18 protein-coding genes are annotated in these 18880 nt (G+C 71.0%); 3 read left to right on the top strand and 15 right to left on the bottom strand.

The window, feature by feature from the left end; genetic code table 11:
* Positions 1 to 638, top strand: a 638-nt coding sequence (locus tag MHY49_RS14090) for a hypothetical protein (protein ID WP_239205099.1), incomplete at its 5' end; no start/stop codon positions are given.
* Between the two features lie 36 nt (positions 639 to 674).
* On the opposite strand, the gene MHY49_RS14085 is transcribed toward MHY49_RS14090, so the two are convergent.
* The 3 genes from MHY49_RS14085 to MHY49_RS14075 form a co-directional block, all read right to left on the bottom strand.
* Complete coding sequence (locus MHY49_RS14085) at positions 675 to 1328, bottom strand: heme oxygenase (biliverdin-producing) (RefSeq protein WP_239205097.1); 654 nt, start codon at positions 1326 to 1328, stop codon at positions 675 to 677.
* Positions 1329 to 1510: 182 nt separating this feature from the next.
* Positions 1511 to 2620: a GuaB3 family IMP dehydrogenase-related protein gene (locus MHY49_RS14080; protein ID WP_200503665.1), complete on the bottom strand. Its 1110-nt coding sequence runs from the start codon at positions 2618 to 2620 to the stop codon at positions 1511 to 1513.
* 25 nt (positions 2621 to 2645) lie between these two features.
* Positions 2646 to 3353 carry an exonuclease domain-containing protein gene (locus MHY49_RS14075; RefSeq protein ID WP_239205095.1) on the bottom strand — a complete coding sequence of 236 codons (708 nt, stop codon included), beginning with the start codon at positions 3351 to 3353 and terminating at the stop codon, positions 2646 to 2648.
* Positions 3354 to 3501: 148 nt separating this feature from the next.
* On the opposite strand from MHY49_RS14075, the gene MHY49_RS14070 reads away from it, so the two are divergent.
* A complete protein-coding gene (locus tag MHY49_RS14070) occupies positions 3502 to 3927 on the top strand; it encodes a VOC family protein (RefSeq protein WP_200503667.1) in 426 nt (141 codons plus the stop codon).
* A 16-nt stretch (positions 3928 to 3943) separates the two neighbouring features.
* Here MHY49_RS14070 and guaB read toward each other — a convergent pair whose 3' ends face one another.
* From guaB to MHY49_RS14055, 3 genes are all read right to left on the bottom strand, one after another.
* Positions 3944 to 5443 carry an IMP dehydrogenase gene (gene guaB / locus MHY49_RS14065; RefSeq protein WP_228357589.1) on the bottom strand — a complete coding sequence of 500 codons (1500 nt, stop codon included), beginning with the start codon at positions 5441 to 5443 and terminating at the stop codon, positions 3944 to 3946.
* A 107-nt stretch (positions 5444 to 5550) separates the two neighbouring features.
* On the bottom strand, positions 5551 to 6723 hold the full coding sequence (locus MHY49_RS14060) for a hypothetical protein (protein ID WP_239205093.1): 1173 nt from the start codon (positions 6721 to 6723) through the stop codon (positions 5551 to 5553).
* A complete protein-coding gene (locus tag MHY49_RS14055) occupies positions 6720 to 7925 on the bottom strand; it encodes an ABC transporter permease (protein ID WP_239205091.1) in 1206 nt (401 codons plus the stop codon). Before MHY49_RS14055 ends, MHY49_RS14060 begins: the two co-directional genes overlap by 4 nt.
* A gap of 76 nt (positions 7926 to 8001) precedes the next feature.
* Here MHY49_RS14055 and MHY49_RS14050 point away from each other — a divergent pair, with 76 nt between their 5' ends.
* A complete protein-coding gene (locus tag MHY49_RS14050) occupies positions 8002 to 8610 on the top strand; it encodes a TetR/AcrR family transcriptional regulator (protein ID WP_239205089.1) in 609 nt (202 codons plus the stop codon).
* Between the two features lie 6 nt (positions 8611 to 8616).
* Here the strand turns inward: MHY49_RS14050 and MHY49_RS14045 are convergent, their stop codons facing one another.
* The 9 genes from MHY49_RS14045 to MHY49_RS14005 all read right to left on the bottom strand — a co-directional run bounded on the left by MHY49_RS14045 (position 8617) and on the right by MHY49_RS14005 (position 18878).
* Positions 8617 to 9399, bottom strand: coding sequence for a hypothetical protein (locus tag MHY49_RS14045; protein ID WP_239205087.1), 783 nt, complete (start codon positions 9397 to 9399; stop codon positions 8617 to 8619).
* Positions 9396 to 10385: a pseudouridine synthase gene (locus MHY49_RS14040; protein ID WP_239205085.1), complete on the bottom strand. Its 990-nt coding sequence runs from the start codon at positions 10383 to 10385 to the stop codon at positions 9396 to 9398. Before MHY49_RS14040 ends, MHY49_RS14045 begins: the two co-directional genes overlap by 4 nt.
* Entirely contained in the window at positions 10385 to 11071 is a 687-nt protein-coding gene (locus MHY49_RS14035) for a hypothetical protein (RefSeq protein WP_239205083.1), read from the bottom strand. The genes MHY49_RS14040 and MHY49_RS14035 overlap by 1 nt, the downstream gene beginning before the upstream one ends.
* 258 nt (positions 11072 to 11329) lie before the next feature.
* Entirely contained in the window at positions 11330 to 12919 is a 1590-nt protein-coding gene (groL, locus tag MHY49_RS14030) for a chaperonin GroEL (RefSeq protein WP_239205081.1), read from the bottom strand.
* A gap of 3 nt (positions 12920 to 12922) precedes the next feature.
* On the bottom strand, positions 12923 to 13219 hold the full coding sequence (gene groES, locus MHY49_RS14025) for a co-chaperone GroES (protein WP_152351674.1): 297 nt from the start codon (positions 13217 to 13219) through the stop codon (positions 12923 to 12925).
* A gap of 247 nt (positions 13220 to 13466) precedes the next feature.
* A complete protein-coding gene (locus tag MHY49_RS14020; protein WP_239205079.1) occupies positions 13467 to 14345 on the bottom strand; it encodes a metallophosphoesterase in 879 nt (292 codons plus the stop codon).
* 46 nt (positions 14346 to 14391) lie between these two features.
* The gene (locus MHY49_RS14015) at positions 14392 to 15075 is read right to left on the bottom strand and encodes a hypothetical protein (protein ID WP_239205077.1); all 684 of its coding nucleotides are present in this window, start codon (positions 15073 to 15075) and stop codon (positions 14392 to 14394) included.
* A gap of 106 nt (positions 15076 to 15181) precedes the next feature.
* Positions 15182 to 16915 carry an ABC transporter family substrate-binding protein gene (locus MHY49_RS14010; RefSeq protein ID WP_239205075.1) on the bottom strand — a complete coding sequence of 578 codons (1734 nt, stop codon included), beginning with the start codon at positions 16913 to 16915 and terminating at the stop codon, positions 15182 to 15184.
* 196 nt (positions 16916 to 17111) lie between these two features.
* A complete protein-coding gene (locus MHY49_RS14005; RefSeq protein ID WP_239205073.1) occupies positions 17112 to 18878 on the bottom strand; it encodes an ABC transporter ATP-binding protein in 1767 nt (588 codons plus the stop codon).
* Positions 18879 to 18880: the final 2 nt, after the last annotated feature.

Raw genomic sequence — 18880 nt, 5'->3', positions numbered from 1 at the left:
CCATGACCGTCCCGCCCCCTGCCTACGGCCCCTCGAGCTCGTACCCCTCCGAGCCCGCCTACCAGGCGCCCCCGAAGAAGCGCGGGCTGAAGCGCATCATCTTCGGCGCGCTCGGCATCGTCGCGAACCTCATCGGGCTGGTCGTGATGCCGATCATCGCGCTGGGCATCGTGGCGGTCGTCGTCGTGGCGAACGCGGATGCCACCTCGCTCGGGTCCGAGAGCGGGAGCGTCAAGGCGTCCGGCATGTCCATGTACTACGTGTACGTGCCCACCGAGGAGGCGGACGGCGCCACGTGCACCGTCTCCGGCGGCGACACCTCCATGGACACCACCTCGGGCGAAGGGATGACGGCCACCGTCGACGGCGCCTCGTACACCGCCGTGGGCACCTTCGACGTCACGGGCGACCAGACCGTGCAGGTCTCCTGCGAGGGCGCGAGCGACGTGGCCGTCGCGGACGTCGGGATGACCGGTGTCCTGATCGCCGCGGGCGTCGGCTTCGGCATCCCGATCCTGCTCGGCATCATCGCGCTGATCCTGCTCATCTGGGGCATCGTCGCGCGCGTGCGCTCCTCCCGCCAGGTCAACGCCCACATGCAGCAGCACCAGCAGTTCCAGGGGTACCCGCAGTACTGATCCGGCCGACGGGGCCGTGCCGTCGGCCGACGGGGATCAGCGCGGGTCGAGCGCCGCGAACAGGGCGCCGGCGAGCCCGTAGCCCGCGCGTGCCTCGGCGAGGAACTCCTCCTGCACGGCGGGATCGGTGATGTCGTCCAGGCGCGCGCGGTAGGCGTCCTTGACGCGCTTGGGCGCGTCGATCTCCGAGAAGTCCCACATGGTCAGCTGCTCGCGCGGCACGGCGTAGTGCCGCGCGACGAGCGCGCCGATGGCCTGCCCGCCCGAGAGGTCGCCGAGGTAGCGCAGGTAGTGGTGCGCGAGCAGCGCGGGCACGGAGGCGCTGCGGATCCGCTCGGCATAGGCGGCGGTCGCAGGCAGCGGCGCGGTGAGTGAGACGCCGTCGACCACGGGGGCGGCGGCGCCGAAGCGCGCGGCGAGGTCTTCGCGGATCGCCTCGGCGCGGGCGAGCCGCGGATCGTGGAACGACGCGGCGAGCTCGGAGCGCACAGCGGCCGCCTCGATCGCCTCCTCGAGCGCGACATAGAGCGGGAGGTACTGACCCAGCAGGCGCCAGTAGTCGAGCTCCCCCAGCTCACCGCCCATGAGCGCGGTGATGAAGCCCTTGCTCTCGGCGTCCGAATGCTCCGCGCGCGTGGCCTCGCGCAGGCGCTGGGCGAAGGGCGCAGCAGGGGTGTCCAGAGCTGTCATCGTGCGTCTCCCGGGAGTAGGGCCACTTCGTTCTGACGGGGCGTCAGGACAAGTGGACCACGAGCGACGAGACGACGCAAGGGGACCCTTACCCAGTGGACAGGTTCGACGGCGTATGGGGCACACCGGCTCCACGACCGGGCACGCTGCACGCGTCGACGCCCGGCACCACGGGATCGCGGTCAGCGGGTCGTGACGACCTCGATGCGCTGGAACTCCTTGAGCTCCGTGTAGCCGGTGGTCGCCATCGCGTGGCGCAGAGCGCCCACGAGATTCGTGGTGCCCTCGGCGCTCAGGCCCGGGCCGAAGAGGATCTGGTCCAGCGGGGCGACGGTGCTGACCTCCACGCGGTGACCGCGCGGGAGCGTCGGGTGATGGGCCTCGCTCCCCCAGTGGTAGCCGCGGCCGGGGGCCTCCTCGGCGCGCGCGAGGGCCGCGCCGACCATCAGGCCGTCGGCCCCGCAGGCGATCGCCTTGACGAGGTCGCCGCTGCGGCCCAGGCCGCCGTCGGCGATGACGTGCACGTAGCGGCCGCCGGACTCGTCCATGTAGTCGCGTCGCGCGGCGGCCACGTCGGCCACCGCGGTCGCGAGCGGGACCTGGATGCCCAGGGTCTCGCGGGTGGTGTGGGAGGCGCCGCCGCCGAAGCCGACGAGCACGCCGGCGGCGCCCGTGCGCATGAGGTGCAGGGCCGCGGTGTAGGTCGCGCAGCCGCCCACGATCACGGGGACGTCGAGCTCGTAGATGAATCGCTTGAGGTTCAGCGGCTCCCGCCCCGAGGAGACGTGCTCCGCCGAGACGGTCGTGCCGCGGATGAAGAACAGGTCCACGCCCGCGTCGACGACGGTGCGCCAGTGCTCCTGGGTGCGCTGCGGCGAGAGGGAGCCCGCGGCGGTCACCCCGGCCTCGCGCAGCTGGCGGATGCGCTCAGTGATCAGCTCGGGCTTGATCGGCTCCTCGTACGCCTCGCGGAGCACGCCGACGACCTCGTCCTCGGTCGCCGAGGTGATGCGGTCCAGCTGGGGCGTCGGGTCCTCGTAGCGGGTCCACAGGCCCTCGAGGTCGAGCACGCCCAGACCCCCGGCGCGTCCCAGAGCGATCGCGACCTCCGGGGAGACGACCGAGTCCATGGGGGCCGAGAAGATCGGGATGTCGAAGTGGTAGGCGTCCACCTGCCAGGCGGTGGAGACGTCCTCGGGGTCCCGGGTGCGCCGGGAGGGCACCACCGCGACGTCGTCGAAGCTGTATCCGCGGCGTCCCCGCTTGTTCCGGCCGATCTCGATCTCGCTCATCACCATGACAGTCTACCGGGGCTCCTCACAGCGGCCAGCTCAGCGGCACGTCGGGCGTCTTGCCCTTCTTCTGCAGGAACTCGTTGAAGTTCTTCGCCCAGTCCAGGTGCCAGGCGATCTGCTGCTGGTGCAGCTCGGCGAGACTCGTCCCCTCCAGCTGCGGGAAGGCGGAGACCTGGGCGCGCAGCACGTCGAGCGTGCCGGAGACGTCGACGTCGGCGGTGTGCAGCCTGCCGTCGGTGACCACGCCGTAGTGCTCCATGAGGGCGCTCAGGGTGCGCTTGCCCTTGCGGAAGCGGTCCACGCCGCGGTCGATGACCAGCGGGTCGAGCATCGGGGCGACGTCGTGCCCGAGACGCTCGGCCAGAGTGGGCAGCCCCAGACGGCGCAGCTCGTTCTCGAGGATCTGGAGGTCGAAGCTGCCGTTGAAGGCCACGAGCGGGACGTCCTTCGCGAGCGCCTCGGCCAGCATGCTCGCGACCTCGTCGAGCGCGGGCCCTGGCTGCATGCCGTGCTCGCGGGCGTGCTCGGTGGAGATGCCGTGCACCTTCCGGGCGGGCTCGGGGATCTCGACGCCCGGGTCGATCAGCCAGGTCGCGATCGTCTCGTGCTCGCGCCCCGGACCGGCGGAATGGACGAGGGCCGCGGTGACGATGCGGTCCTGCGCGACGTCGGTCCCGGTGGTCTCGGTGTCGAAGCCCAGCAGCGGGGCCTGCGTCCAGGAGGTGCTCATGGCGTCAACCCTATGCGCGCTCCCCGACGTCCGAGACCGCGCCGTGGGCACTGTGGACGACGGGGGTGTGGGGAGGACCGGTGTGGGGAGGACCGGCGTGGGGAGGACCGGTGTGGGAGGACGGGCTCAGGGCGTAGGGTCGGTGCGCATGAACGCTCCTGCGCCGTACCTGCACTTCCCCGGCACCGCCCGCGAGGCCCTGGAGTTCTACCAGGGGGTCTTCGGCGGAGAGCTCAGCGCGCACACGGCCGCCGAGATGGGCCGCGAGGACCTGCCGGGAGACGCCGTCGCCCACGCGCAGCTGCGCGGCCCGGTCACGCTGTACGCCTCGGACTCCGTGGGCGACGCCCCGCTGCGGCTCGAGGGCCTCATGCTCGCCCTGCTGGGCGCCGCGGACCCCACGACCCTGCGCACGTGGTTCGCGCATCTCGCGGCCGACGGCGAGGTCGTCGAGGATCTGCAGCGTCGCCCCTGGGGAGCGTCCGACGGGCAGGTCCGGGATCGTTTCGGAGTGCTCTGGCTGATCGGCTACGAGCACAGCGGCGACACCGACCCGGCCGCCCGGGCGGAGTAGCGCTCGCGGCGAGCGCTCAGTGCGCCGAGTAGTTCGGCGCCTCCATGATCGCGGCCATGTCGTGGGGGTGGGACTCCTTGAGTCCCGCCGGGGTGATGCGCACGAACTGGCCGTTCTCCTTGAGCTCGCCCACGGTGTTCGCGCCCACGTAGAACATGGACTGGTGCAGGCCGCCCGCGAGCTGGTGCAGCACGGTGCCGAGCTTGCCGCGGTAGGAGACGCGCCCCTCGATGCCCTCGGGGACGATCTTGTCGTCGCTCTCGACGTCGGCCTGGAAGTAGCGGTCCTTCGAGAAGGACTTCTTGCCGCGCGAGGCCATCGCGCCGAGCGAGCCCATGCCGCGGTAGGACTTGAACTGCTTCCCGCCCACCAGCACGATCTCGCCCGGGGACTCCTCGGTGCCGGCCAGCAGCGAACCCAGCATGACGGTGTCCGCGCCCGCGACGAGCGCCTTGGCGATGTCCCCCGAGTACTGGAGGCCGCCGTCGCCGATCAGCGGGACGCCCGCGGGCTTCGTGGCCTTGGAGGCCTCGTGGATGGCGGTCACCTGCGGGACGCCGACACCCGCGACCACGCGCGTGGTGCAGATGGAACCGGGGCCGACGCCGACCTTGACCGCGTCGGCCCCCGCGTCGACGAGCGCCTGCGCGCCCGGGCGGGTGGCGACGTTGCCGCCGATGACCTGCACGCCCGCGAAGGCCTTGTCGCTCTTGATGCGACGGATCATCTCGAGGGCGAGGCGCGCGTGGCCGTTCGCGGTGTCGACGACGAGCACGTCGACCCCCGCCTCGGTCAGCGCGCCCGCGCGCTCGAGGGAGTCGCCGAAGAAGCCGACGCCCGCGCCGACCAGCAGGCGGCCCTGGGCGTCCTTCGAGGCGTCGGGGAACTGCTCGGACTTCACGAAGTCCTTGACGGTGATGAGGCCGGTCAGGCGGCCGTCGGCGTCGACGAGCGGTAGGCGCTCGCGCTTGTTGCGGCGCAGCCGCGCGGTCGCCTCCTCCTGGGAGACGTCGCTGGGGGCGGTGAACAGCTCGGTGGTCATCACGTCGCGCACCCGAGTGCTCGCCCAGTCGGCGACGGGGATGAAGCGCAGATCGCGGTTGGTGCAGATGCCCAGCAGGCGCTCGTCGGCGTCGACCACGGGGAGGCCGGAGACGCGGTACTGGCCGCAGATCTCGTCGAACTGCTCGAGCGTCGCGTCGGGGCCGATGGTGACCGGGTTGGAGATGCGGCCGGTCTGGGTGCGCTTGACGAGGTCGACCTGGTGGGCCTGATCCTCGATGGAGAGGTTGCGGTGCAGGATGCCGATGCCGCCGTGGCGGGCCATCGCGATCGCCATCCGCGACTCGGTGACGGTGTCCATCGCCGCGCTCGCGAGCGGCACGCGCAGGGTGATCTCGCGGGTGAGCCGGCTCGAGGTGTCCACCTCGGAGGGGATCACATCCGTCTCGCCCGGCAGCAGCAGGACGTCGTCATAGGTCAGGCCGACAAAACCGAAGGGGTCCGCACTCGTCATGCACCGATGCTACTCGGCACGCCGGGGGCACCGGCAGGGCGCTGGGACGTGGGACGGGCCACGCCCAGCGCCCTGCCGATGCGGTGCGGCAGGGCCGCGCTGCCCGCTCAGGCCGCCGCGGCGCCGACGGCGAGCGCGGTGCTCGTCTCCTCCTGCTCGGTGAGCATGGCGAAGAGGTGCCGGCGCTTCTGCCGGAGGGTCCCCAGCGCCGCAAGGAGGACGCCGCCGACCATCCAGGCGAGCAGCACGAGCACCGGCACCGTGAGGGAGGCGTCGTCGAAGTAGAGCGCGTCGCGCACGCCCGAGATCCCCTGGGCGGAGAACACCCACGTGTGCATGCCCCGGTAGAAGCCGCCGATCATGTCCAGAGGCGCTGCGACCCCGGAGCTCGACATGCCCAGCAGGGGGATCAGCAGGATCGCGATCGGCATCGCCGCGGGCCCCATGCTGAGCATGAGCCCGCTGGTCACGGCGCAGGCCGTGAGGCTCAGCAGGAAGAGCATCACCCAGGGCATGATCGCGACGCCGCTGAAGATCCCGAAGACCGCCCAGCCGTAGACGATCATCCCGGTGGCGAACACCGCGGGCATCACGACCCCCAGGGCCAGGCGGACCTTCGAGCCCGTCGGCATGAGGCTCAGGATGATTCCCGTCATGAAGCCTCCCAGGATCGTTCCGAGCGAGAGGTACAGGGCTGCCGTGCCCGACGGGTCGTGGTCCTCGAGCGGGACGACGTCGCGCTCCGTCGGCTTCTGGTCCTGCTGCTGGGCGACCTTGTCGAAGAAGCTCGTGACGGCCCCGGTGACCTGTCGCCCGTTCGCCCCGGCGTAGTAGACGACGCCCTTCTCCGGGTCGTAGGCCCCGCGCAGGTCGTGCTCGGCGATCTGCGTCTTCGCCTCATCGACCGAGGCCACACGCGTGACGTCGAAGGAGTTCCCCGAGGAGTCCTGGAGGTCGGCGACGAGGTCGTCGGCCTCGGAGGCGGAGCCGATCACCGCGACGTCCATGTGCCGCGGCGAGCTGTGCGTGGTCATGCCGGTCATGACCATCGGCATCACGAAGAGCATGAACAGCGGGAGGAGCATGCCGACCGTGAGCATGCGCCGCGTCGTGAGCTTCCGATCGACCGGCGGGCCGGGCTTCTTCGTCGGGTCGCTCATCGCGCCGATGGCCGAGGCGGCCGGCGCGGAGGAGAGCCGCTCCAGCAGTGTGCCGCGCGGGGGCGTGCGGTCCTGGGCGCGGTCGTCCGGCTGCGCCTCGTTCGTGCCTGTCTCGTTCATGCCAGTCCCTCCTCGGGGGCGCGATGGCGCGGCGCCTGGGGCGTGTGCTCGGGATCGTCCGATGGGGTCGGGGTCGGGGCCGAGGCCTGGGCCGGGGCCAGGGCCGGGGTCGAGGTCGGGGTCGACTCGGCCCGCTCCCCCGCCTCCTCGTACGCGGTGAACATGCCGCCCTCCGGATGCGCGCGCAGGTGCTCGCGCTCCTCGGTGACGATGCTCGTGGCCGGATCGGCCGACGGCGAGCGCAGAGTGCTCAGCCAGACCAGGCCCGCTCCCACGAGCAGCCAGGTGACCAGGAGAAGCACCCAGGTGCCGATGCCGTGGGCGTCGAAGTAGAGCACCCGGCGCAGCAGCTCGCCCCCTGCGCCGGAGGGCAGCAGGCGATGCAGCACGCGGAAGAACCCGGGGAGCATGTCGGGCGTGGCGGCGACTCCCGAGGCGGGCACCCCGAGGATCACGAAGAGGGTGATCCCGACGAGTGTCGACGCCTGACCGAGCAGACCCGCGAAGCCCAGTTGGACGACGGAGGCGGTGAGGAACAGGGAGCCGCCGATCAGCGCGGCGCCGACGAGGTGGTGGTCGTAGACGCCGTAGAAGCCGAAGCAGACGCCTGCGGTGAGCACACCGGCGACCACGGACATGAGCACCTGCACGGCGAGCTTCACGGGCAGACGGACGCCGCGGGCGAGGCTCGTGAGCATGGTGGCGGTGACATAGCCGGCCACGAGACACGCGGTGAGCATGTACATGAAGCCGGTGCCGGTGGAGTCGGCGGCGGTGGTCCCGCGCAGGTCCTTGACGTGCAGGGTCTGGTCGGTCTTCTGGGCGACCTCGTCGAAGATGCCCTGCGCCGCGCTCGTGGCCTGGGCGCCACCGGCGGAGGCGACGTAGAGGCTGCCGTTCGAGGGGTCGTAGGCGGCGCGGGCCTCGAGGTCGGTGACGGCGCTCTTCGCCGCGGCCGTGTCGGCCACGGTGGTGACGTCGACGGCGTCCCCTCCCTCGGCCTGCAGCTGCTGGGCCATCTGCGGAGCGTCCTTCGTGCTCTCGACGACGGCGAGCTGCATGTGGTCGGGAGCGGGCTCGAGCATCGCCGAGAGGTACGAGCCGGGGTAGGCGAAGGCCATGAAGACCGGGAAGAGCATCGCCATGAGGATCATGGGCAGCGGGACGCGTCGAGCGGAGCCCGCGAGTGATGGCATGGACATGAGGGCGATTTTTTACAGCCGTCACTCTGCTTGACAACTGTAAGTGAATGTCCTCACGCGCTGATAGCCTGGGGAGATGGACAGCAGCGAGGGGCCCGCACGCACGGGCCGCGGCGAGGCGGGCCGCGCCGTCGAGGATGCGCGCGTGCTGCGCTCGCGCACCGCCGTGAAGGACGCCTTCGAGGAGCTCTCGCACGAACAGGGCCTCGAGACCATCTCGATCTCTCAGCTGTGCAAGACCGCGGGCATCTCGCGGCCCACCTTCTACCAGCACTTCGCGGACATCGACGACGTCTATGCCTCCGTGGTGCGCGACCGCCTCGAGTCGGGCGAGCAGAGATTCCTGCAGGAGGCCCCCGATGAGGACCCGCTCGAGCACATCCTCGAGCGCCTGAGGCAGGGCGAGATCGAGGCGTCGCCCGCGCTCGATGCACGCGAGGCGCTCCCCCGCGCGCGCTCGGTCGTCTTCGACTGGCTGTGCGAGCGCGTGACCCGGAGCATGCTCGGGGCCGAGCCCGTCGACCTCGATCCCGGCCAGCGCCGCCGGATCGAGTTCGCCGTCGGCGGGCTGATGGCCGTGCTGGGCACGCGGTATCTTCGCGCCGACGGGGCCATGGAGTCTCCCGAGGAGGCCGCCGTCGTGCGCGAGGCCATGGGCGCGGTGCTGAGCCCGCTGCGGCCCTGAGCGCGCTCAGCCGCGATCGCGGGGACGGGAGCGCGTGACGTCGCCGGGCCGCGCGGGCTCCTTGCCGCCGAGGACCCGCCGGCGGCGGTCGAACTCGGCGAGGAAGGCTGACGGGTCGTCCTCGTAGGCCTCCTCCCAGGGCATGCCGATCCGGGCGGCGGACTCCTGGTCCCGCGCGATGCGATGCGCGCGGCGGTGCGCGGCGACGAGCACCGCGCGGGGCGGCTGCACGGGCAGCCCCGCGTGCACCTGAAGGGCGCGGAAGCCGTCGAACGAGGCCGCGTCCCAGCCGGACTCGGGCACCACCCACTCCTCGCCGTCGGCGAAGGCGATCACACCGATCCCGCCGCGCACGGCATCGGCCTCGATGCGCACCACGTCCGTGCTCGCCCGCACCTCTGCCGTGCGCAGCCCGCGGATCCGGCGCACCGTCCCGCTCGCGGGGTCGAGGAGGACGGCGCGGTGCACGATGATCAGCGGCACGAGCGCCCATACGGCGACGAGCGCCCACACCGCGAGCGCACCCACGAGGTACTGCACGATGCCGGGCGCGAGCAGGCGCACCAGCAGGTCGTCCTCCCCCGCTCGCAGACGCCCGTACCTCCACGCCTGGATGCCCGCGGCGGGGAACGCGCCCAGCAGCAGGGCGAGCAGCGGCAGCCCGATGAGCGCCCCGGGCAGGTACCGGGCGCCCAGGGTCGGGCCGACGACGAGCCGGCCGCGGCGCGTGCGGCGGGGCCGGGGCTCGGCGGCCGGGCCGGATGCGGCGGGGTCGGGGGCCGCGCTCATGGAAGCTCCTGCACGCTGCGGAACGCGCGGTCCCGGCCCGTGACGGGATCGGTGAAGGCGAGCTCCTGGGAGAGCAGGGCAAGGGGCGCTGTCGCAGGGACGGTGCGCGGGTAGAGGTCGTCGCCCGCGATCGGTGCGCCCCGATGGGCGAGCTGGGCGCGCAGCTGATGGGTGCGGCCGGTGCAGGGATGCAGGCGCACCACGATGCTCGCGCCGCCCGCCCCGGCGGTGCTCACCCCGGCGTCGGCCGCCTGCAGCACCTCCCCCTCGGTCAGAGCGTTCGGCTCTCCGGAGACGACGCGCGTCTGCAGCTGCCCGTGGGTCTTCTCGAGCCGGTCGTGCATCGTGAACCGCTCCCCCGCGCGCTGCGGGATCTGCACGGCACCGCTCGCCTCGACCCGCGCGAGGTACGTCTTGCGCACCGCACCGAGGGCGAAGAGCCCCTGGTAGGCGGCGCGCTCGGCCGGGACGATGCCGAAGGCGAGCACGCCGGCGGTGCGCCGGTCCAGGCGGTGCAGCGGCGCGAGGGTCTCGATGCCCGTCGCGCGGCGCAGACGGACCAGTGCGCTCGCGAGCACGTGGGCGCCGCGCGGCATGGTCGCCATGTCGTGCGGCTTGTCGACGACCAGCAGGTGCTCGTCGTGCAGCAGGATCCGCGGATCCGGGCCGGCGACGTCCTCATCCCGCAGCTCGCGGTGGAACCAGAGCTCGTCGCCGGGCGCGACGGGATCGGATGCCGACCAGGCACGGCCGTCGGCCCCCACCACCTCGCCCGCCTCGAAGCGGGAGGCGAGGGCCGTAGCCGCCGGATCGAGAAGTGCCGGGAAGCGGGCCGCCAGGGCGTCGAAGGCGCGTGGCGCATCCGCAGCATCCGCAGTGTCCGCCGCGTCTGTCGGCCCGACCTTCCAGCGCACGGGGTCCAGGCCGTGCCGCTGGGACAGGGGCGGTGCTGCGCGGCGCGCCCGGCGCCGGGCGGCGCGGCCCATCACAGGCCCCAGATCGCGAAGGTCACCGCATTGTGGGCGATGTAGAAGAGCACCAGCAGCGCGAGCAGAAGGTTCGGGTGGGCCTCGGCGAGCGAGATCCAGTCGCGGTGGGTGCGGCGCAGCTCCTCGACGCCGATGGACTCGATCTGCTCGATGGGGACCCCGGCGCCGCGGGCGCGCCGCAGCGTCTCGAGCTGGGCGCGGGGGCCGAACACGCGGCCGGAGACGACGGCGAGGCGCGTGCCGTCGGGCCGCAGCAGCTCGAGCGCGTCGAACATGGATCCGGAGTCGAGCAGCTCGGCGGCCCGGCCGGGGCGCCGGATGTCGCGGATCGCGACCACGCTGCCCACCTCCTCCCAGTCCGCGGTGCGGGTGCGGCGGCACAGGCCGCGCAGGCGGAAGCCGTGCTCGTCAACCTGCAGCCAGATGGTGAGGGTGCGCAGGGCCCACGCGATCGTCACCACGAGCACGATGATCCAGATCAGCAGCGGGAGGGTGAAGACGGCGTCGTGGCCGAGGCGCGCGTCGTGCCAGAGGTGCTGGCCCAGGAAGCTCGTGAGCACCAGGAACTCGAGCACGCCCGCGCAGAGCGCGGCGGTGATGAGGGTGCCGACGACGCCGCTCGCGGCGGGCCCGTAGACGCGCTCGGGCATCGCCTCGGGGGCATCCGAGCTGTTGGGGTCCACGGCGCTCCCTTCGTCCCTGCTCCGTGCCTGCGGCGTGCATGCTGCGTGGGTGGCGGCGGCGTGCTGGGATGCTCTGCCGACTCGCCGACGGGTACTGATTCTAGGGTCCCGCTCCCCCGTCCCTGGGAGCACTCCGCATCGCGTCGCGCACCGCGCGGGACGGGCGCTCGCGGACCGATGATCGCCCGGCCCCGGACAGCGCGGCGCCCCGCCGGAGGGACTCCGACGGGGCGCCGCGCTCGAGGGGCGGGAGGGGACTCAGTCGTCCTCGTCCTCGTCCTTCTTCTCGACCACGAGGGTCTCGGTGGTCAGCACCAGCGCGGCGATGGAGGCCGCGTTGCGCAGGGCGCTGCGGGTGACCTTCACCGGGTCGATGATGCCGGCCTTCACGAGGTCGACGTACTCGCCGGTCGCGGCGTCGAGGCCGTGGCCGACCTCGGACTCCTTGACCTTTTCGACGACGACGTAGCCCTCGAGGCCAGCGTTCTCGGCGATCCAGCGCAGCGGCTCGACGAGCGCCTTGGCGACGGCGCGCGCGCCGACGGCCTCGTCGCCCACCAGGCCCTGCTCCTCGGAGAGGACGGAGGACGCCTGCACGAGCGCGCTGCCGCCGCCCGCCACGATGCCCTCCTCGATGGCCGCACGAGTCGCGGAGACCGCGTCCTCGATGCGCATCTTCTTCTCCTTGAGCTCGACCTCCGTGTGGGCGCCCACCTTGATGACGGACACGCCGCCGGCGAGCTTGGCGAGGCGCTCCTGGAGCTTCTCGCGGTCCCAGTCGGAGTCGGTGGCCTCGATCTCGGAGCGGATCTGCGCGACCCGGTCCGCGACCGCCTGGTCGTCACCGGCGCCGCCCACGATGGTGGTGGTGTCCTTGGTGACGACGACACGGCCGGCGTGGCCCAGCACCTCGGTGCCCACGGACTTGAGGTCCAGGCCGAGATCGGGGGTGACGACCTGGGCGCCGGTGAGCACCGCGATGTCCTGGAGCATGGCCTTGCGGCGGTCGCCGAAGGCCGGGGCCTTCACGGCCGCGCCCTTGAAGGCGCCGCGCAGCTTGTTCACGACGAGCGTGGACAGCGCCTCGCCGTCGACGTCCTCCGAGATGATGAACAGCGGCTTGCCGGACTCGACGACCTTCTCGAGCAGCGGGAGGATGTCGGCCACGGCCGAGATCTTCCCCTGGTTGAGCAGGACGTAGGCGTCCTCGAGGACGACCTCCTGGCGGTCCGCGTCGGTCACGAAGTGCGGGGAGATGTAGCCCTTGTCGAACTGCATGCCCTCGGTGAAGTCCAGCTCCATCGCCGTGGTGGAGGACTCCTCCACGGTGATGACGCCGTCCTTGCCGACCTTGTCGAAGGCCTCGGCGAGCAGCTCGCCGATCTCGCGGTCCTGGCTCGAGATGGCGGCGACGTCGGCGATCTGGTCCTTGCCCTCGATCTCGATGGCGACCTCGCCGAGCCTGGCCGAGACGGCCTCGACCGCGGACTCCATGCCGCGCTTGAGCGCGGAGGGAGCGGCGCCGGAGGCGACGTTTCGCAGGCCCTCGTGCACGAGCGCCTGGGCGAGCACGGTCGCGGTGGTGGTGCCGTCACCGGCGACGTCGTTCGTCTTGGTGGACACCTCCTTCGCGAGCTGCGCGCCGAGGTTCTCGTAGGGATCCTCGAGCTCGACCTCGCGGGCGATGGTCACACCATCGTTCGTGATGGTCGGCGCGCCCCACTTCTTGTCGAGGACGACGTTGCGCCCCTTGGGGCCGAGCGTCACCTTGACGGTGTCGGCGAGCTTGTCGACCCCGCGCTCGAGGGCGCGGCGTGCTTCCTCGTCGTAGATGATCTCCTTGGCCATGGATCAGGCCTCGACGATCGCGAGGATGTCGCGGGAGCCCAGGATCAGGTACTCCTCGCCGGAGTACTTCAGCTCGGTGCCGCCGTACTTCGAGTAGACGACCTTGTCGCCGACCTTGACGTCCAGCGGGATGCGCTGGCCCTTGTCGTCGAAACGGCCCTCGCCGACGGCGACGACGGTGCCCTCCTGGGGCTTCTCCTGGGCGGTGTCGGGGATGACCAGACCGGACGCGGTGGTCTGCTCCGCCTCGGTGGGCTGGACGACGACGCGATCCTCGAGGGGCTTGATGGAGACCGACATGCGGCTCACTCCTTCGTGTTCTAAGACTCGACGTGAGTTCTGGACGGGTTCCCGGTCCTGGTCGTCGTCGCGGTGCCGACCCGGGGGAGCCCGGTCGCGGCGGCCATCTGGCACTCTCGGCCGATGACTGCCAACGCGCCCACTCTAGAACCCGCTCTGGCACTCGCGCAACACGAGTGCTAACCCTCGGGACGACTGTTCGCCCTGGGCCGACGGCGGTGCCCGGCAGGCGGGCCGCGGAGCGGGCTCAGCGACCGGCGGCGTCGAGGATCTGAGCGACGACGTCGGGCCCGAACTCGTAGACGGGACGCTCGGGGTCCTCGAGGGTGTCGCCGCCGCTGGCCCACTCGGCGCTCGTGGCGCGGACCCCGGGGGCGCCGGGGGCGTCGATCTCCACGAGCTGCGCGCCCGAGCGCGCCCCGGCCCGTTCGACGCCGCCGGGGGCGAGCGGGTCGACCACGTTGGTGATCCCTGGGCCGACGAGCACCGGGATGCCGGCGATGCTGCCCGTCATCGGGTGGTGGTAGTGGCCGGACAGGATCGCGCGCACGTCGCTGCCCGCGAGGACGTCGGCGAGCGCGTCGAGGCCGTCGAGGTCCAGGCCCCGCAGCAGGGGCGTCGCGCCGACGAGCGGCGGGTGGTGGATCGCGAGGACCGTCGGGCCTTCGGTCGCTCCCCCGTCGGCCGGCGCGGCGAGGACCTCCCGCAGCCATTCGAGCTGCTCGGGGTCGACGTGCCCGTACCCGGCGCCCGGGACGCTCGAGTCCAGGACGATCACGCGCCCTCCGCGGGGCAGCGCGTGGACCCTGTCCTGCCAGGGCCCGCCGTGGTCACCGGGGCCCGCGACCTCGGCGTAGGCGGAGGGGACGTCGTGGTTTCCCATCGTGACCACGAGCGGCGCGCCGAGCGACGCGGCAAAGGGGTCGAGGATCTCGTGCAGCAGGCGGTAGCTCGCGACGCTGCCGTCGTCCGAGGCGTCGCCCGTGTGGACCACGACGTCCACTCCCTCCATCCCGCGCACGCGCGCGAGGAGGGCGCGCAGGGCGGCGGCGGTGTCGATGCGGTCGTAGTGGCGGGAGGCCGGGTCCCCGTAGAGGTGGGTGTCCGTCAGCTGCAGGATGCGCATGGCGCCAGCCTACGAGGGGAGGCCGACGGCGCGGACCCGTCCCGGCTCAGCCGTGGTGCCCGAGCACGCCGAGCGCGAGGAACACGAGCCCCACGACGGCGAGGCCGGCAGCGATCCACGGGCGCAGATCGGCGCGCGCGAGACGGTCGCTGAGGCGGGTGATGCGTCGGGCGAGACGGGGGAAGGCCTGCCAGGCACGGGCCGCGAGCAGGTAGGGGCCGGTCAGGGCGGCGAGGAACACGGCGTACTCGAGGACCTGCAGGGCGATCACGGGGGTCGCGGCGGTGATGACGCGGCCGGTGATGTACATGGTCGCCATCCCGCTGAGGCTGGACATGGCCTCGCCCGTGCCGATCGCGACCAGTCGGGCCGAGGTCTCGCGGCGCGGGGGTCGGCGAGTCCTCGGCCGACGGCGCCTCGCGCTGCGCGCGAGCACGAGAGCGGCGAGGAGCAGCAGCACACCGGCAGCGAGGTCGACGCCGCGCCGCACGAGCAGGCGCTGGGCGTCGGTCTTCGCGAGCGCCGTGAGCGTCTCGGGGTCGACCACGCGGAAGAGCAGAAGATAGATCGTCGCGCCGAGGGCAAGGCCCGCGCTCATCCAGGTGATCGAGCGCGCGGCACGGGATGAGGTGGTGAGGAGGTGCAGCGTGATCCCCGCGGTCGACGGGCTGAAGCCGAAGACGAGCCCCAGGCCCACGAGGCTCACGGCCGCCGCGATCAGCGCGTGCATCCCCTCCCCCTCTCCCCTGTCGTGGGCACCTTCGCATGCCCCGGCGCCGCGCACGACGCAGGGCCGCCCCGCACGGATGCGGGACGGCCCTGCGCGGGGAGGGCGATCAGCCCTTGAGCTTGTCGGAATCCTTCACGTAGCCGACGAGGGTCCAGTCGATGTCGGCGAAGCCCTTGGCGCCGAAGTTCGCCAGGTCGTCGTCCTGGACGTAGAAGTCGTACGACTGCCAGAGCGGGAGAGTGCCGGCCAGCTCCCACAGCCCCGCATCGACCTGGTTGATCAGGTCGAGGCGCTTGGCGTGGTCGGTCTCGACTGCAGCCTGATCGATAAGCTTGTCGGTCGCGTCGTTCCCGATCTTGCCGAAGTTCTGACCACCCTTGGTCTTCCAGATCGAGTCGCCGCTGGAGAGGAACGGGTTGCCGACCCAGCCGAACAGCGTGATGTCGAACTCCTGAGCGCCGATGTACTTCGAGAACAGGTCTGTCGGCGGGACCTTCTGCACCTTCATGTTGATGCCCACGGCCTTGAGCTGCTCCTGGACCACGGGCACGACGGCCTCATTGGTCTTCGAGCCGTCGTTGTAGACGTAGGTCAGCTCGAGCTGCTTGCCGTCCTTCATGGCCTTATCGCCCTCGAGCTTGTAGCCCGCTTCCTCGAGCAGCTTCTTTGCCGCGTCGGGATCGTACTTGCCGTAGTCCCCCGAGTTGTCCTTGTATCCCTCCTGGTTGGTCATCAGGAGGCGGTTGTTGAGCTGCTCGGGGTTCTTCGGGTACGGCATCGTGGAGTTCACCGAGAGGAAGACCTCCTCGCGATCGATGGCCCGGAAGAAGGCCTGGCGCACCTTCTGGTCCGACAGCGGGCGGCCCTTCGATCCGTTCAGGGTCAGGTGGGTCCAGTCCGGACCGGCGGACTTCCGCAGGGTCGCACCGTTGCCGATCATCGGCTTCACGACGGAGTACTGGGCGGGGACCGTGGTGTTGAGCGCGTCCAGCTGACCGTTCTGGAAGGAGGTCGCCGAGGCGGAGGGGTCTTCGATGGTCGTGAAGAGGACCTGGTCGAGGAGCGGCTTGTCTCCCCACCAGTTGTCATCCGGCTCCAGGAGGACCGTCTTGTTCGCCGCGTCGATCTTGCCCACCTTGAAAGGACCGGCGGTGACCTTCGGCTCCTTGAGCCATCCCTCGTTGTACGCCTTCGCGGATTCCGCGAGGGAGTCCGGCATGACGGAGATCAGACCCATCCAGTCCGCGTACTTCTCCTTGAAGGTGATCTTGGCGATCAGCTCGCTGTCTCCCTGCTCGACCTTGTCGATGAGCGTGTACCCCTCGGTGGACGCGACCTGGTAATCCTCGTCCTTGCCGCTCTGGATCGTGATCACGTTCTCGATCGACTTGAAGTCGATCGGGGTGCCGTCCGACCACTTCATGTCGGGGTTCAGCTCCACCTCGACCACCTGCGGGTCCTCAGAAGTGAGCTCGATGCGCTTGGTGTACTGCGGATTGGCGGAGACTTCACCCTTGGCATCGGCCTTGATGAGGGAGGGGTACACGAGCGCCATCATCTCCGAGGTGTTCGCCTCCGCTCCGTCGACGTGGAAGGAGTTCCAGTTCGCGGGGAACGCGTTGTTGGACAGACGCAGCGCGCCGCCCTCGCCCAGCTCGCTGCGATCCTTCGGGTTCATGTCGTTGGAGTCGGCCGCGATGGCCTCGCCATCACCGCTCCCACCGGACCCGCCGCCCTGGCCGTTGTCCTGGCTGCAGCCCACGAGGGCCACACCGGTCACGGACAGCGCAGTTGCGCCGAGCATGGAACGCCGCGTGAATCGCATATGTCTCTCCTTCATGCGCGCACCCCGATCCTTTCGGGGCGGCTCGTCAAATCCCCCTCGGCGTCCGCTCCGACCTCCGATGGCCGACGTGACGTGGTGCACAAGGTGTGACCAGCATACGAACGGTAGGTCACAACGTCGTGCATCTGAGCAGGGTGTTATCCATTCGCAACGTTCTACACGCGGGGCACCGCCCAGGCGCGGACGGACCTCACGAGGTGGACAGGCTCCCGGTGCCGACGCCTCCGTGGCCCTGCCCCTGGAACGCCTGTTCGTCGATCACATTCCGTCCGCGCGTGCGCGCGATCCGGGGATCCGGGATCGGCACGGCCGCCAGCAGCTCCTTGGTGTACTCGTGCTGCGGATCGTCGAAGACGCGCTCCGTCGGCCCGGACTCGACGATCTGCCCCTTGCGCATCACGGAGATGCGGTCCGAGATGTGGCGGACCACTGAGAGATCGTGAGAGACGAAGAGGTAGGACACGCCCAGGCGGGTCTTGAGGTCTGCGAGCAGGGCGAGCACGCCGGCCTGCACGGTCACGTCCAGGGCCGACGTCGGCTCGTCGAGGATGATGAGCTTCGGATCGCAGGCGAGGGCACGGGCCACACCCACGCGCTGGCGCTGACCGCCGGAGAATTCCGTGGGGTACCGCGAGGCGTGCTCGGGCTTCAGCTCGACCGTCTTGAGCAGCCAGTCCACCCGTTCGTTCATCTTCTTCGCGCTGTACCCCTGGACCCGCATGGGCTCCTTGAGGATGTCGCCGATGGGCATACGGGGATCCAACGAGGCCATCGGATCCTGGAAGACCAGGGTGACCTCGGAGCGCAGCTTCGCCCGCTCTTTTCGGCTGAGCGAGCCTGTGGGACGTCCGTCGATGCGGATCTCGCCCTGCTGTGGGGTGCGCAGCTGCATGATCTCCATCAGCGTGGTGGTCTTGCCGCAGCCCGACTCCCCCACCAGGGCCATGCACTCGCCCTCGCGGATGTCGAAGGAGATGCCGTCGACCGCGCGCTGCTCGCCCACCTTGCGGCGCACCACGGCACCCTTGGTGATCGGGTAGATGCGGTGGAGGTCCTCGACCTCGAGCACGGCGGGTCGGGCCTCCCGCGGACGGGAGTCCTCCGAGGTGGCGACCTCTGCGACCTTGCGCATCGCCGCCCCGGCGACGCTGCCGCCCTCGGCGCCCTGATCGATCCGCGGGACGGCTGAGAGGAGGTTCCGCGTGTACTGCTCACGCGGCTCGTAGAAGATCTGCTCGACGTCGCCGGTCTCGACCATCTGCGCGTCCTTCATCACGAGCACGCGATCGGCGAAGCCCGCGACCACGCCCATGTCATGGGTGATGAGGATGGTGGCCGCGCCCAGCATCTCCTGCGCGGACTTCAGCAGCTCCATCACCTGTGCCTGGATGGTGACGTCCAGGGCGGTGGTCGGCTCGTCGGCGATGATCAGCTCGGGCTCGTTGGCGATCGCCATCGCGATCATGACCCTCTGGCGCATGCCGCCCGAGAACTCGTGCGGATACTGCTGGGCCCGGCGCCGGGGCTCCGGGATGCCCACGGCCTCCAACAGCTCGACCGCACGATCGGCCGCCTTCTGCTTGCTGACGTCCGGGTGGTGGATGCGCACCACCTCGGAGATCTGGTCGCCCACGGTGAAGACGGGTGTCAGCGCCGAGAGCGGGTCCTGGAAGACCATCGAGATGGTGTCACCGCGAAGCTGGGAGAGCTCGCGATCGTTCATCGTGAAGATCTTCTTGCCCATCAGCTCGATGTCGCCGGTGATCTGGGCGGAGCCGGGCAGCAGGCCCATGACGGCCAGCGAGCTCACGGACTTGCCGGAACCGGACTCCCCGACGATGGCCAGGGCCTCGCCGGGGCGGACCTGGTAGCTGAGGTTCTGGACGGCCTGGACATGGCCCGCCTCGGTCTCGAAGCCGACGCTGAGGTCCGTGACGGTCAGGATGGGATCGCTCATGC

The sequence above is a fragment of the Brachybacterium sp. ACRRE genome (assembly GCF_022346485.1).
In the GTDB taxonomy this organism is placed as follows: domain Bacteria; phylum Actinomycetota; class Actinomycetes; order Actinomycetales; family Dermabacteraceae; genus Brachybacterium; species Brachybacterium halotolerans.
The sequence above is the reverse complement of the archived record's forward strand: the minus strand, read 5'-3'. Positions and strand labels throughout refer to the sequence as shown.